Annotated in this window: 11 protein-coding genes, 1 tRNA gene and 1 pseudogene; all 13 read right to left on the bottom strand. The window is 56.0% G+C overall.

Annotated features, from left to right (window positions below; translation table 11 throughout):
- Positions 1–36: 36 nt before the first annotated feature.
- Positions 37–2,118, bottom strand: coding sequence for an elongation factor G (gene fusA, locus NITLEN_RS06310; RefSeq protein WP_121988761.1), 2,082 nt, complete (start codon positions 2,116–2,118; stop codon positions 37–39).
- A gap of 114 nt (positions 2,119–2,232) precedes the next feature.
- Entirely contained in the window at positions 2,233–2,703 is a 471-nt protein-coding gene (gene rpsG, locus NITLEN_RS06305; RefSeq protein ID WP_121988760.1) for a 30S ribosomal protein S7, read from the bottom strand.
- A gap of 30 nt (positions 2,704–2,733) precedes the next feature.
- Positions 2,734–3,105, bottom strand: a complete 372-nt coding sequence (gene rpsL / locus NITLEN_RS06300; protein WP_121988759.1) for a 30S ribosomal protein S12 — start codon at positions 3,103–3,105, stop codon at positions 2,734–2,736.
- A 124-nt stretch (positions 3,106–3,229) separates the two neighbouring features.
- A complete protein-coding gene (gene rpoC / locus NITLEN_RS06295; RefSeq protein WP_342776535.1) occupies positions 3,230–7,414 on the bottom strand; it encodes a DNA-directed RNA polymerase subunit beta' in 4,185 nt (1,394 codons plus the stop codon).
- A 45-nt stretch (positions 7,415–7,459) separates the two neighbouring features.
- A complete protein-coding gene (gene rpoB, locus NITLEN_RS06290) occupies positions 7,460–11,416 on the bottom strand; it encodes a DNA-directed RNA polymerase subunit beta (RefSeq protein WP_121988758.1) in 3,957 nt (1,318 codons plus the stop codon).
- 79 nt (positions 11,417–11,495) lie between these two features.
- Positions 11,496–11,891 (bottom strand): 50S ribosomal protein L7/L12, encoded by a 396-nt coding sequence (rplL, locus tag NITLEN_RS18380; RefSeq protein ID WP_245924397.1) that lies wholly within the window; start codon positions 11,889–11,891, stop codon positions 11,496–11,498.
- Positions 11,892–11,918: 27 nt separating this feature from the next.
- Positions 11,919–12,425: pseudogene (gene rplJ / locus NITLEN_RS18375) on the bottom strand (50S ribosomal protein L10); the annotation flags it as partial.
- Positions 12,426–12,468: 43 nt separating this feature from the next.
- Entirely contained in the window at positions 12,469–13,161 is a 693-nt protein-coding gene (gene rplA / locus NITLEN_RS06280; RefSeq protein ID WP_121988756.1) for a 50S ribosomal protein L1, read from the bottom strand.
- Between the two features lie 34 nt (positions 13,162–13,195).
- Positions 13,196–13,621 (bottom strand): 50S ribosomal protein L11, encoded by a 426-nt coding sequence (rplK, locus tag NITLEN_RS06275; RefSeq protein WP_121988755.1) that lies wholly within the window; start codon positions 13,619–13,621, stop codon positions 13,196–13,198.
- Between the two features lie 55 nt (positions 13,622–13,676).
- Entirely contained in the window at positions 13,677–14,213 is a 537-nt protein-coding gene (nusG, locus tag NITLEN_RS06270) for a transcription termination/antitermination protein NusG (protein WP_121988754.1), read from the bottom strand.
- 61 nt (positions 14,214–14,274) lie between these two features.
- Complete coding sequence (gene secE / locus NITLEN_RS06265) at positions 14,275–14,469, bottom strand: preprotein translocase subunit SecE (protein WP_121988762.1); 195 nt, start codon at positions 14,467–14,469, stop codon at positions 14,275–14,277.
- Positions 14,470–14,544: 75 nt separating this feature from the next.
- A tRNA-Trp gene (locus tag NITLEN_RS06260) sits at positions 14,545–14,619 on the bottom strand.
- Between the two features lie 37 nt (positions 14,620–14,656).
- Positions 14,657–14,806 carry a 50S ribosomal protein L33 gene (gene rpmG / locus NITLEN_RS06255; protein WP_121988753.1) on the bottom strand — a complete coding sequence of 50 codons (150 nt, stop codon included), beginning with the start codon at positions 14,804–14,806 and terminating at the stop codon, positions 14,657–14,659.
- Positions 14,807–14,886 lie beyond the last annotated feature (80 nt).

Here is a 14,886-nt window from a genome sequence, read left to right as displayed (position 1 = left end):
CCTACTCCCTCCCTCTACACCAACTAGACTCTACGATTATTCGCCCCGATATTTCGCGATGATCCCATCCGCAATTTGTCGAGGGACCTGATCATAGCGATCAAACTCCATGCTGTACGTCGCACGCCCCTGAGTGCGCGACCGAAGATCTGTGGCATACCCGAACATTTCACTGAGCGGCACCGTTGCCTCAATAGCCTGAGCGCCAGCCCGCACCTTCATGCCCTGAACTTTTCCACGTCGGCCATTCAGGTTGCCGATGACATCGCCCATGAAATCCTGCGGCACAAGCACCTCAACCTTCATAATCGGCTCAAGCAAGACTGGATCAGCGCGTTTACAGGCATCAGCGAAAGCCATCGAACCGGCAATCTTGAACGCCATTTCATTCGAGTCAACGTCGTGATAGGAGCCGTACGTGAGCGTGACCTTAATATCGCGCAAAGGATAACCAGCGATCACACCGGCATCCAGACGTTCCTTCACACCCTTTTCGACGGCCGGAATAAATTCCCTTGGAATCACACCACCAACGATCTTGTTCACGAACTCAAAACCCTTGCCTGAGTCAGAGGGCTCGACCGTGAGGACGACATGGCCATACTGCCCACGGCCGCCGGTCTGCTTGACGTACTTTGCCTCAGCCTCAGCCGCCCGACGAATCGTTTCCCGGAAGGCAACTTCAGGCTTACCGACATTGGCCTCTACCTTAAATTCACGAAGCATACGATCAACGATAATTTCGAGATGCAATTCGCCCATACCGGCGATGATCGTCTGCGCCGTTTCCTCATCGGTGCGCACTCTGAACGATGGATCTTCCTGCGCCAACTTCTGAAGCGCAAAGCCCATCTTCTCCTGGTCAGCCTTCGTCTTCGGCTCAATCGCCATTGCAATAACCGGCTCAGGAAACTTCATGACTTCCAAGAGAACCGGCTGCTTTTCCTCTGACAGCGTATCTCCAGTTGTAGCGCCCTTCAAACCGACAGCCGCAACAATGTCACCCGCATAGGCGACATCAATCTCTTCACGCTTATTCGCGTGCATCTTCAGCAATCGACCGATGCGATCCTTCGTCCCCTTGGTGACATTCAATACAGGAGAGCCAGTCTTCAGCGTGCCAGAATACACGCGAAAGAATACGAGCTGACCAGCAAAGGGATCGGTCATCATCTTGAAAGCGAGAGCTGAAAATGGATCACTATCATCAGGCTTCCGCTCAACTTCTTTTCCAGTATTTGGGTCAATACCCTTGACCGGCGGAATATCCAGCGGAGACGGCAGATAATCAACCACAGCATCCAACAGTTGCTGCACGCCTTTATTTTTGAAGGCCGATCCACAGAGAACCGGGGTCACCTTCATGGCAATAGTTGCAGCCCGGATTGCCCGCTTAATCTCTTCCTCAGTGAGCGGATGCCCATTGAGATACTTCTCCATGACCTGCTCGTCGAACTCAGCGACAGCATCGATCATCTTCTCACGATACTCTTTCGCCTGCTCAAGCAAATTCTCAGGAATCTCTCCGACGACATACTTCGCACCCAACGTCTCGTCGTCGTAGAAGAAACCCTTCATCTTCACCAAATCGATCGTGCCGCGGAACTCACTCTCCCTTCCGATCGGAATCTGGATAGGAACAGGGTTGGCACCAAGACGGTCAATGATAGACTGAACACTGGCAAAGAACTCAGCGCCGATCCGATCCATCTTATTCATGAACGCAATGCGCGGCACCTGATACTTATCCGCTTGCCGCCACACCGTTTCAGACTGCGGCTCTACACCTTGGACCGAATCGAATGCCGCCACCGCTCCATCAAGCACGCGCAACGACCGCTCCACCTCGATCGTGAAGTCAACGTGGCCAGGCGTATCAATGATGTTGATGCGATGCTCGCGCCAGAAACAGGTCGTCGCAGCAGCGGTAATTGTAATTCCGCGTTCGCGCTCCTGCTCCATCCAGTCCATGGTGGCAGCGCCCTCATGAACCTCGCCGATCTTATGCGTCATTCCCGTATAAAACAGAATGCGCTCTGTCGTCGTCGTCTTCCCGGCATCAATGTGAGCCATGATGCCGATATTTCGCGTATGTTCTAATGATGTTTGACGAGCCACTTCATTCCCCTAAAAAACACATGTGCCACAAGTCAAGCCGAACTTCGCTGCTGCGACCCGCCAACACCCGAAACTGCGATTCGCAGCACGGCTCAACTGCAGCACAGTACGACGCTACCAGCGATAATGGGCGAAGGCTTTATTCGCTTCCGCCATCCGATGCACGTCTTCCCGTTTCTTCACAGACGCGCCGGTATTATTCGACGCATCCATCAATTCAGCAGCCAAGCGCTCCCGCATGCTCTTCCCGCCGCGAGTACGTGAATATTCAGCCAACCAACGAAGAGCCAAAGAAACCCTCCTCGCCGGACGGATCTCGACAGGAACCTGATACGACGCGCCACCGACACGCCTCGACTTCACTTCAACAATCGGCTTCACGTTATCAATGGCAGCCTTAAACACCTTCAACGGATCATTCCCGGTCTTCTCCTGAATCGCATCGAAGGCACCGTAGCAAATACGCTCAGCCGTGCTCTTCTTCCCACCGCTCATCAGCGTATTCACAAATTTCCCGACAAGCTTATCGCGATACCGCACATCAGGGAGAACTTCGCGCTGATCCAGAAATTTACTTCTTGGCATGTCAGATACTCTTTCTCGTTAATCCAAAATTTACTTCGGACGCTTGGCGCCGTACTTAGAACGGCTCTGCTTCCGATCGGCCACTCCGACGGCATCGAGAGCACCGCGCACCAAATGGTAGCGCACGCCGGGAAGGTCCTTTACACGACCCCCTCGCACGAGCACAATGGAGTGCTCCTGCAAGTTATGCCCGACACCAGGGATATACGTCGTGACTTCCATGCCGTTCGTCAATCGAACGCGGGCCACCTTACGCAAGGCCGAGTTCGGCTTCTTCGGAGTCGTCGTATAAACACGGAGACACACACCGCGCTTCTGAGGACACCCCTTGAGCGCCGGACTCTTCGTCTTCGCCTTAACGAGGTTTCGCCCTTTTCGCACTAACTGATTGATTGTCGGCATCGTGTTCTAACCCTTATCATCGCTTTCAAAAATTCACCGGGCTTCTTCCGCAAAGCCGTCGGATTATAGTGATGCAATTACCGCCTGTCAAGTCGCACTAAGAACCACTGAAAATTCACCACAATTACGAGCGAGATGCACCATCACCGGCGATCGCCGCTGTCCGTTCTTGTCCGATTTCTGCGCCACCGGAAGCAGCCGACACCGCGACTGGAGCGGCTTTTTCGCTAATGACGAACGTATCTCGATATTCCTCGAATCCGGCACCGGCCGGAATCAAGCGACCGACGATAACGTTTTCCTTCAGCCCGAGCAGACTATCTTCGCGACCATTGATCGCCGCTTCCGTCAAGACACGCGTCGTTTCCTGGAACGATGCGGCGGAAATAAAGCTATCAGTGGTTAATGCTGCCTTAGTAATACCTAGGAGAACGGGCTTACCGAGCGCGGGCGTACCGCCCTTCTCCAGCACCCGATCATTGGCCTTCTCGAACAAGGCCTTGCTCACCTGACTACCCGGCAGGAATTCGGTATCGCCAGGATCTTCGATCCGCACCTTGCGCAACATCTGCCGCACGATGATTTCGATGTGCTTGTCGTTGATGGTGACGCCCTGCAACCGATAGACGTCCTGCACTTCGTCGACAAGATACTTTTGAAGTTCGTTCGGGCCCAGCACGTCGAGAATATCGTGTGGATTGGCCGAGCCGTCCATCAACGGCTCACCGGCGCGAACCCAGTCGCCTTCGTGCACGTTGACGTGCTTACCCTTAGGGATAAGATATTCCTTCACATCGCCCATCTTATTATCGACGAGCACTTTCCGTTGTCCCTTTACAAATCCACCGTAGGATACCTCACCGTCGATTTCGCTGATGACGGCCTGCTCTTTCGGCTTGCGCGCCTCGAACAGCTCCGCCACGCGCGGCAGACCTCCGGTGATGTCCTTGGTCTTCGTCGTTTCGCGCGGGATCTTGGCCAACACGTCTCCAGGATGCACTGCCGCACCTTTTTCGACAAAGATGTGGGCGCCGACCGGCAAAAGATAGCGGGCCACATTCGCACCCGCCGCAACCTTCGCCGTCTTTCCCCCGTCGTCCTTAATCGAAATGCGCGGACGAAGCGTCGCACCGGAATGCTCGATGATCACTTTGCGCGAGAGACCTGTGACCTCATCGAATTCATCCTTCATGGTCACGCCTTCGATGATATCGCCGTACGCAATCCGACCGCCGACTTCCGTCAAAATCGTCAGTGAGTACGGATCCCACTCGACGAGCTTTTGACCAAGGGCAATCTTATCGCCGTCGCCGATCTTAATTTTGGCGCCATAGACCACGGGATACTTCTCCCGCTCACGACCGCTCTCATCGACGATCGCGATCTTGGCGTTACGGCTCATCACCACCCACTCGCCTTCCTTATTTCGCACGGCGATACCAGGGGTTGGGACATCCGCATTTTTCTTGGCGTCAAAGCTCAGGAACTTGATACGTCCGGCATGCTTCGACTCGACGATCGTCTGCTCTACGACTTTGCTGGCCGTACCGCCGATATGGAAGGTACGCATGGTTAACTGCGTTCCAGGCTCACCGATCGATTGCGCCGCAATGACGCCGACAGGCTCCCCCTTCTCGACGAGTCGTCCACGGGCCAGGTCGCGGCCGTAGCAGGCCTGACAGACGCCGCGCGGCGCCTGGCACGTCAGCACAGACCGGATCTTGACGCGCTCAACGCCGGCTTCAACGACCGCCTTTGTGCGATCTTCGTTAATTTCTTCATTGCGCGACACGATGATTTCACCGGTCACGGGATCGCGAATATCTTCTGCGGCCAAGCGGCCAAGTACACGCTCTTCCAGCGGTTGAATGATTTCACCGCCCTCAATGAGGGGGCTCACCATAATGCCGTCGTGCGTGCCGCAATCGATTTCATAAATGATCACGTCCTGGGCGATGTCGACCAAGCGACGGGTCAAATACCCGGAGTTCGCGGTCTTCAACGCCGTATCCGCGAGACCTTTGCGGGCACCGTGCGTCGAAATGAAATACTGCAGCACCGTCAGTCCTTCGCGGAAATTCGCCGTAATAGGCGTTTCGATGATTTCACCCGACGGCTTGGCCATCAATCCGCGCATACCACCGAGCTGACGAATTTGCTGTGAACTGCCTCGCGCTCCGGAGTCGGCCATCATGAAAATGGGATTGAAGGATTCGGCCTTAGCGGGATCGCCTCCGGCACCGAGCTCCTTCATCATTTCATTGGCGACCTGCTCCGACACGTGCGCCCAGATGTCGATGACTTTGTTGTAGCGTTCGCCGTTGGTGATCAAACCCTCGGCGTACTGCTTCTCGATCTCGCCAACCTCATGCTGAGCCTTCTCAATGAACACGCCCTTTTTCGTCGGGATGTGCATGTTGTCGACGCAAATCGACACGCCGGCTCTCGTCGCATAGAAGAACCCGAGATCCTTGATCTTATCGAGGAACACGACCGTGTCACGATGACCGGTCTGCCGATAGACCGTGTCGATCAGCTTGGTCATTTCCTTTTTCGTCATCAGCTTATTGGCGCTGGCGAACGGCATGCTTGCAGGAAGGATTTCCGACAGGAGCACGCGCCCGACCGTACTCTGCACCAATACGCCGCCGAGACGCACCTTGATACGAGCATGCTCTTCCACTTCGCGCGCATCGTAGGCGATCCGCACTTCTTCGGGAGACCCGAAGATCTTATTCTCGCCTTTGACACCCACACGCTCTTTGGTGAGCCAATACACGCCCAACACCATGTCCTGCGAGGGCACCGCAATCGGCTTCCCGTTCGCTGGGGACAAAATGTTATTGATCGACATCATCAGCACACGCGCCTCAACCTGCGCTTCGACAGACAGCGGCACGTGCACGGCCATCTGGTCTCCGTCAAAGTCAGCGTTGAACGCCGCGCAGACCAGCGGATGCAACTTGATGGCTTTGCCTTCGACCAAGACCGGATCAAAGGCTTGGATACCCAGTCTGTGGAGTGTCGGTGCGCGGTTCAGCAACACCGGGTGCTCGCGAATCACTTCGTCGAGCACGTCCCACACTTCTGGACGCTCTTTTTCAACTAAGCGCTTGGCGCTCTTAATCGTCGTTGCAGCACCGCGCTCTTCCAGCTTGTGGAAGATGAACGGCTTGAACAACTCCAACGCCATTTTCTTCGGCAGTCCGCACTGATTCAGACGAAGATCCGGTCCCACCACGATGACCGTACGGCCGGAATAGTCAACGCGCTTTCCAAGCAGATTCTGCCGGAAACGACCCTGCTTACCCTTGAGCATGTCGCTCAAGGACTTGAGCGGACGCTTGTTGGGTCCACGAATCGCACGGCCTCGACGGCCGTTATCGAACAACGCATCGACGGCTTCCTGCAGCATACGCATTTCATTGCGAATGATGACGCCAGGCGCCTTCAATTCCATCAAGCGCTTCAACCGGTTATTCCGGTTGATGACGCGGCGATACAAGTCGTTCAGGTCGGAGGTCGCAAACCGGCCGCCATCGAGAGGCACCAGTGGGCGCAATTCCGGCGGCAAAACCGGGATCACGTCCATGATCATCCACTCCGGCTTGTTGCCGGACTTGCGGAAGGCTTCAAGAACCTTCAACCGCTTCGCATACTTCTTCTTCAAGGCAGCCGACGCCGACGTCTTGGCCTTGATCTGAATTTCATCCCACAAATTATTGATATCGATCTTGCGCAGCAGATCGCGAATAGCCTCTGCGCCGATACCGACTTTAAACCCACTGGATCCGAATTCAGACTGCAAGGTACGCAGCTTGTCCTCGGGAACCAATTCCTTTTCAGAGAGATCCGTCGATCCCGGATCGACGCAGACATAGCTCTCGAAATAGAGAATCTTCTCGAGCTGCTTCAAGCTCATATCGAGCAACGTGCCGATACGGCTCGGCACACCCTTGAGGAACCAGATATGCGCGACCGGCGCGGCCAACTCGATATGTCCCATGCGCTCGCGGCGCACTTTGGACTGAATGACCTCGACGCCGCACTTGTCGCAGACGATTCCGCGATGCTTCATGCGCTTATACTTGCCGCAATTGCACTCCCAGTCCTTGATCGGGCCGAAAATCTTCGCGCAGAAAAGACCGTCCTTTTCCGGCTTGAACGACCGGTAATTGATCGTCTCCGGCTTCTTCACTTCGCCGTAAGACCAGGACCTGATTTTCTCGGGCGATGCAATGCGAATCCGCATCGAATCGAACGACACCGCATCACGCGGCTTCTCAAACAATGTATATACGCCTTCCAATGTAGGACCTCCTCTGATACCGGCTTTCAACCGGCACACAAGTGGTTAGTCTTGCGACTTCAGCAACTCGACGTCGAGCCCCAAACTCTGCAACTCTTTGACCAAGACATTAAACGATTCGGGCAACCCTGGTTCAAGGAATGGTTCGCCCTTCACAATTGCTTCATACATACGCGACCGGCCCGGGACGTCGTCTGACTTGACCGTCAGGAACTCCTGCAGCGTCGATGCAGCGCCGTAGGCCTGCAATGCCCAGACTTCCATTTCTCCCAGCCGTTGACCGCCGAACTGAGCCTTACCGCCCAAGGGCTGTTGCGTCACGAGAGAATAGGGTCCGATGGACCGTGCGTGAATCTTGTCGTCCACCAAGTGGTGGAGTTTCAGTACATACATGTAGCCGACGGTAACCGGACTGGCAAAGGTCTCCCCGGTTCTTCCGTCTACCAACGTACTTTGCCCGCTCGGCGGCAGCTTGGCCTTCGTAAGCAAATCCTTGATTTCTTTTTCCGATGCCCCATCAAACACAGGGCTCGCCACCTTGATCCCCAGCGCCTTGGCAGCCCATCCGAGGTGCGTCTCCAAGATCTGCCCCACGTTCATACGTGAGGGCACGCCGAGAGGGTTCAAGACGATCTCAACCGGTGTGCCGTCCGGCAAATAGGGCATATCCTCTTCCGGCAACACGCGTGACACGACACCTTTGTTTCCATGTCGTCCCGCCATCTTGTCGCCGACCTGAATCTTGCGCTTCATCGCGACATACACCTTCACCAGCTTGATCACGCCGGGAGGCAATTCGTCGCCGCGCTTCAGACGTCCGACCTTCTCGTCGTACAGCGTCTGGAGAATCTCGATTTGCTCCTTGGCTCGCCGCTCCACATCTTCGAGCTCCTTCTGCTCATCCGGATCGCTCAAGATGATGTGGCGCACGGTATCGTCAGGCAGCCGCTTGAGAATCTCGGCCGTCAGCTTGCCCTTCTTCTTCAGAATGACATCGCCGGTGTCCGGATCCATCAAATCGCGGCCAACCACTTTACCGAGCAAGAGCTTGCGAATCTTCTTCGTCTTCTCTTCATCGATGATGCGCAGCTCTTCATGATGGTCCCGCTGCAGCTTCATCTGATCGTCGCTCTCGATGCTCTTGGAGCGCTCGTCTTTATCCAACCCCTTGCGGGAGAAAATCTTGACGTCGACCACAATCCCTTCGACACCCGGCGGAACAGTCAGCGACGTGTCCTTCACATCGCCGGCTTTCTCACCGAAGATCGCCCGCAGCAACTTCTCTTCCGGCGTCAACTGCGTCTCGCCCTTCGGCGTGACCTTGCCGACCAGAATATCGCCAGGCTTCACTTCGGCGCCGATGCGAATGATGCCGCTCTCATCGAGGTTCCGCAGTGCTTCTTCCCCAATGTTGGGAATGTCGCGGGTGACCTCTTCTTTGCCGAGCTTCGTATCCCGTGCTTCCAGCTCAAATTCTTCAATGTGAATGGAGGTAAAGGCGTCCTCGCGAACCAGCTTCTCGCTCAAGAGAATGGCGTCTTCGAAGTTGTATCCACCCCAGGGCATGAAGGCCACCAGAATGTTCTTCCCTAAAGCCAATTCTCCATGATCGATGGCCGGACCATCCGCCAACACCTGCCCAACCTTCACGGGCTGCCCCAATCGCACCACCGGCGTCTGGGTGATACAGGTGTTCTGATTCGAGCGCTGGAACTTGATCAGGTCATACACGTCCAGACCAGAATCTTTCCCCTTGCGCCCTTCCTTGCCCTCAGTACGAACCACGATGCGAGTCGCATCCACGCTCTCGACCACTCCGGGCCGACGCGCCTGCACCACGTAGCCTGAATCTCTGGCCACGACGGCTTCCATACCGGTTCCCACGAGCGGTGAGTCGGAGGTCACCAACGGCACCGCCTGGCGCTGCATGTTGGATCCCATCAGGGCGCGGTTCGCATCGTCGTGCTCAAGGAATGGAACCAACGCGGTCGCGACACTGACGACCTGCTTCGGTGACACGTCCATGTAGTCGATCTTGTCCGGCGTCGCCGTGACGAAATCTCCGCCATGACGCGCGGTAATCATTTCGGAGGTCAAACGCCCGCCGTTATCGACGGTCGAATTAGCCTGCGCGATGAGATATTTGTCGCCTTCGATGGCCGAAAGGAATTCGATCTCGTCAGAGACGCGCCCCTTCACCACCTTCCGATACGGCGCCTCGATGAACCCGAACTGATTGATCCTGGCGTAGGTCGCCAGAGACGTAATCAGACCGATGTTCGGACCTTCCGGCGTTTCGATCGGACAAATACGACTATAGTGAGACGGGTGCACGTCGCGAACCTCAAAACCCGCACGTTCCCGAGTCAAACCGCCCGGACCAAGTGCCGACAAGCGGCGCTTGTGGGTGATTTCGGCCAAGGGATTCGTCTGGTCCATGAACTGCGACAACTGGCTGCTGCTGAAGAATTCCTTCACGGCTGCAACCACCGGCTTGGCATTGATGAGATCGTGAGGAAGCACCGTCTCCATATCCAGGAGATTCATGCGTTCCTTGATGCTCCGCTCCATCCGCACAAGCCCGAGCCGGAATTGATTCTCCAACAGTTCGCCGACCGAACGCACACGACGATTGCCCAAGTGGTCGATATCGTCGATGTCGCCCTTGCCCATCTTTAGATTCACGAGATAGCGGATGACCTCAACGATATCCTGCGCCGTCAATGTCCGCTGCTCAAGCGGCAGATCCAGCGTCAGCTTACTGTTCAGCTTGAGCCGGCCAACCGGAGAAAGGTCATACCGCTTGGAATTCAGGAACAGATTGTCGAACAACGCACGGGCCGTCTCCACAGAGGGAGTCTCTCCCGGACGCAAGCGGCGATAGATTTCGACCATCGCCTCTTCTTTGGTCTCGATCTTTTCCATTTCGAGCGTGTCGAGAATGACCGGCGTCGCGGTCGCGGTATCGAAATAGATGACCTTGAATTCTTCGACGTCACTTTCGAGGATCTTCTCAACGATCTCCGCCGTCAGCCGCTGATTCTTCTCGGCAATCTTGTTTTTCTTGGCATCCACGACTTCCGTCAAGATCGCACGACCGACCAGCTCTTCAGGGGTCAGCGGAATCTCTTTCACGCCGGCAGCCTTCAGCTTGGCGATAACGCCCTTCGTGAGCTTGGCTCCCTCGCGCACGATCGGTTCCTTGCTGCCCTTCTCCGTCACCTCGGCAGACGCCCGGAGCCCCTGATGAATATCGGCGTCCAGCTTCCGGAACAACTTGCCCTTCACCAGGCGAATTTCTTCGACCGGGTAATACATCTTCAGCAGGTCATCGCTGGAAAAATTGAAGGCCTTCAGCAGGATCGTCGTCGGCATTTTCCGCCGGCGGTCGATCCGCACGTACAGAATGTCCTTCGCATCGAACTCAAAGTCGAGCCAGGATCCTCGATAGGGGATAATGCGCGCCGAGTACAACACCTTCCCGCTGGCATGAGTCCGCCCCTTGTCGTGGGTGAACGATGCGCCAGGCGAACGGTGCAACTGACTCACGACGACTCGCTCGGTCCCATTGATAATGAAGGTTCCGCGTTCCGTCATCAGCGGCAATTCGCCGACATAGACTTCCTGCTCGCGAACGTCCAACACCTTCTTTCGTGGGCCTTTATCCTCTTTATCGAACACGACCAGGCGCACGCGAAGCTTGAGCGGGACCGCGAAGGTCATACCCTGTTCAATGCACTCCCGCTCGTCGTACTTGGGCGTTCCCAAGGTATAGCTGGAGAACTCCAGTACGGCCGTATTGTTATAGTCAGGAATCGGGAAGACACTGGCCAGCGCGGCCTGCAAGCCCTGATCCTTACGGCGCTCGGGCTCGACTTCCATTTGCAGGAATTCTTCGTACGAGCGCTTTTGAATTTCAATCAGGTCAGGGATAGCGATGCTGGCCCGGATGCGTGAGTAATCTTTCCGTTCGACGAACTCCTGAAGAGTCGTTTCGGGCATGCGCACTCCTCCACACACTATGGTTGGCTTCGGGTGCCGTCAGTTGAGACAGCACCCGAAGACGATCGGACAATGCTGCTTACTTAATCTCGATCTTGGCACCGCTCTCTTCGAGCTTTTTCTTCATGGTGTCGGACTCTTCCTTGGTCGCACCGGTCTTCACGGGCTTCGGCGCGCCTTCCACAAGATCCTTCGCTTCCTTCAAGCCAAGGCTCGTCAACTCACGCACCACCTTGATGACCTGGATCTTCTTGTCGGCAGGAGCCGAGACGAGGATCACGTCAAACGAGGTCTTCTCTTCGGCGGCAGCAGCTGCGCCGGCAGCCGGAGCTGCGGCCATGGCGACAGGCGCCGCGGCAGTCACGCCAAAGCGGGTCTCCAAGCCCTTCACCAACTCCGCCAAGTCGAGCACGCTCATGCCCTCAATGGCCTTGATCAATTCTTCCTGCGAAAATTTTGTAGTGGTAGCTGACATGTCTCCCTCCCCTTTCTTTTTGTCCTGAATGGCTGCAACAACTCGCACAAATTTTGACAACACCGCGCTCAATGTATAGACCACGCCGCGTATCGGCCCTTGCATGGCCGACAACAACATAGCAATGAGCACTTCCTTCTTGGGCAACTTGGCAATGGCCGCGAGATCCGCCGCCTGCACGAGCTTCCCTTCCAACACGCCGACCGTGACCTTGATCTTCTCTTCCCGCTTCTCCGCCCCGATCCAATCCCGCAGGATCTTGGCAGGCAAGACAGGATCGTCGTATCCGATCACCATCCCCGTCGGGCCCTTCAGATGGGCCTTGAGGCCGGCCAAACCGGTCCCTTCGGAAGCCCGAATCGCGAGGGTATTCTTCATAATCCGGTACTCAGCCTTCACCCCGCGCAACTGCTTGCGCAACTCGGTGACTTGATTCACCGGAAGACCGACAGATTCGGTCAAGATCGCGATTCTTGCACGGCCGAATAACTCGGCAAGTTCCGCAACCGCTGGTGCTTTAAGATCCTTCTTCATACCTGACCCTTTCTCTCCAGACGCCGGCCACGCCGGCGCTCGCTTAACTCCACTGCTTGGTCAACGCCATCGCATCTAACTCCACTCCAGGACCCATGGTGCTGGAAATCGTGGCGCTCTTCAGATAGCGACCCTTGCAGGACGCCGGCTTCGCCTTGATAACGGATTCAAGAATGGCCGAGGCGTTGTCGTACAGCTTGTCGATGTCAAACGAGACCTTGCCGACCGCCACCTGGACGATGCCCGCCTTCTCCACCTTGAACTCGACCCGGCCCTTGCGAATTTCCGAGACAGCCTTCCCGACTTCGAACGTCACCGTGCCGGTCTTCGGATTCGGCATGAGCCCGCGCGGCCCAAGCTGCTTTCCCAATTTTCCGACTGACGCCATGAGATCCGGGGTAGAGATGGCATAGTCGAAATCCATCCATCCGCCCTTGATCTTCTCCATGAGATCGTCGGATCCCACGTAGTCGGCGCCGGCCTGACGCGCCTCTTGCTCCTTGTCTCCCTTGGCGAACACCAGAACACGGACCTTCTTGCCCGTTCCATGCGGCAACGCCGTGGTGCCCCGGACCATCTGGTCGGATCGCTTTGGGTCGACACCCAAACGCAAGGCAATATCGACCGACTCATCAAACTTGGCATAGGCCGACTTCTTGACGACGTCGACGGCCTCACGCAAGGCATACATGCGCGGCTCGACCTTCTCCAACGCGGCCTTCATCTTCTTTCCCATACCTCGTACTCCTTCTTCCCGAACGCTATCCGCGCTATCCCTGTACTACGACACCCATGCTTCTGGCCGTCCCGGCAATAATCTTGATCGCCCCTTCCAGGTCGGCCGCATTCAAATCAGACTGCTTCTTCTGGGCGATGTCGCGCAGCTGAGCCTGAGTGATCTTTCCGACTTTATCTTTTTGCGGCACGCCCGATCCCTTGATGATACCCGCCGCTTTCTTCAACAGATCCGACGCCGGAGGCGTCTTCATAATGAAGGTGAAGGATCGATCCTTATACACGGTGATGACCACCGGAATAATGCTGTCGCCTTCCTTCTGGGTCTTGGCGTTGAACTGCTTGCAGAACTCCATGATGTTGACGCCGTGCTGACCGAGCGACGGGCCGACGGGAGGAGCCGGATTAGCCTTCCCAGCAGGAATCTGCAACTTGATAAGAGCGGATACTTCCTTTGCCATGTAAATCTCCTCAGAACGTCAGCACTGCCACGTTCAACGGCAACAACAGCACACCTTAAATTCGCTCAACCTGCAGGAACCCCAGTTCCACCGGCGTCGAGCGCCCGAAAATACTGACCATCAACTTCAACCGACTGTGATCCTGATCCACCTCGTCCACCAACCCATTGAATCCCAGGAACGGGCCGTCGACGATGCGGACATTGTCGCCCTTGATGAACTTTACCTGCTCGCGCGGCCCGGACTGTCCGGCATCGACCTGCTTGAGCAGCGACTCAACTTCCTCCGTCGTCAGCGGAAGCGGGAGCGCACCGCCTCCCACGAATCCGGTGACCTTCGGGGTCTCCTTGATCATCTGCATCGTCTCGTCCTGCAACGGCGTCTCCAGCTCGACCAACACATAGCCGGGGAAAAACTTTCGCCGCGACGTCCGCCGCTTCCCGTCCTTGATTTCAATCACATCCTCGGTCGGAACCAGGACCTGCCCAAGCTTCTCGACGAGCCCCATCTGACTGGCTCGCTCCAAGAGGCTGGTCTTCACGCGTCCCTCAAACCCCGCGTACGTATGAATGACGTACCAGTTTTTTGTCATGCCCCACCCTCAGGTCAAGAAATCAGGACGCGCCTCCGCGAGACGCACATCCGTCGAACGATCAAATAATCTTGCTGACCAACCACACCAGGAACGAGTCGATCACCGATAAATAGAGCGACATCAGAATACAAAACACGATGACCACAGTCGTTGAGCCAATAGTTTCAGCCCTGGTCGGAAACGACACCTTCTTCAACTCCGCGCGAACTTCCGCGAGGAACAGCCGTATGGATTCAATCATCCGCTTAAACATCAGCCCCTCCGCCTCTTCCACCCATCATCCAGCGCAGCCCCGCAACCATCACACCGCTCCCGAGCATGCCCGATGTGGCAGGGGCACTAGGATTTGAACCTAGACCATCGGTTTTGGAGACCGAGGTGCTGCCATTGACACCATGCCCCTACAGGATCCGCATCACCGGCATGACACCGGCTTCAGCCTACTTCACTTCTTTGTGGGCAATATGCTTCCGACAGAACTTGCAGAACTTATTGCGCTCCAACCGGTCCGGATCGTTCTTCTTATTCTTGTTGGTCGAATAATTCCGCTGCTTGCAGACCGTGCATGCTAAATCGATAACCTCGCGCATCTCACTCTCCTCGTTAGGCGAATACGTTAATGGACCGAGAAAGAGGGATCAGAACGATCGCCTCGCTCTTCAGACCGTCG

It is taken from the genome of Nitrospira lenta (genome assembly GCF_900403705.1).
In the GTDB taxonomy this organism is placed as follows: Bacteria; Nitrospirota; Nitrospiria; order Nitrospirales; family Nitrospiraceae; genus Nitrospira_D; species Nitrospira_D lenta.
Note: the sequence above shows the minus strand (reverse complement) of the source record. Positions and strands in the feature narration are given on the sequence as shown.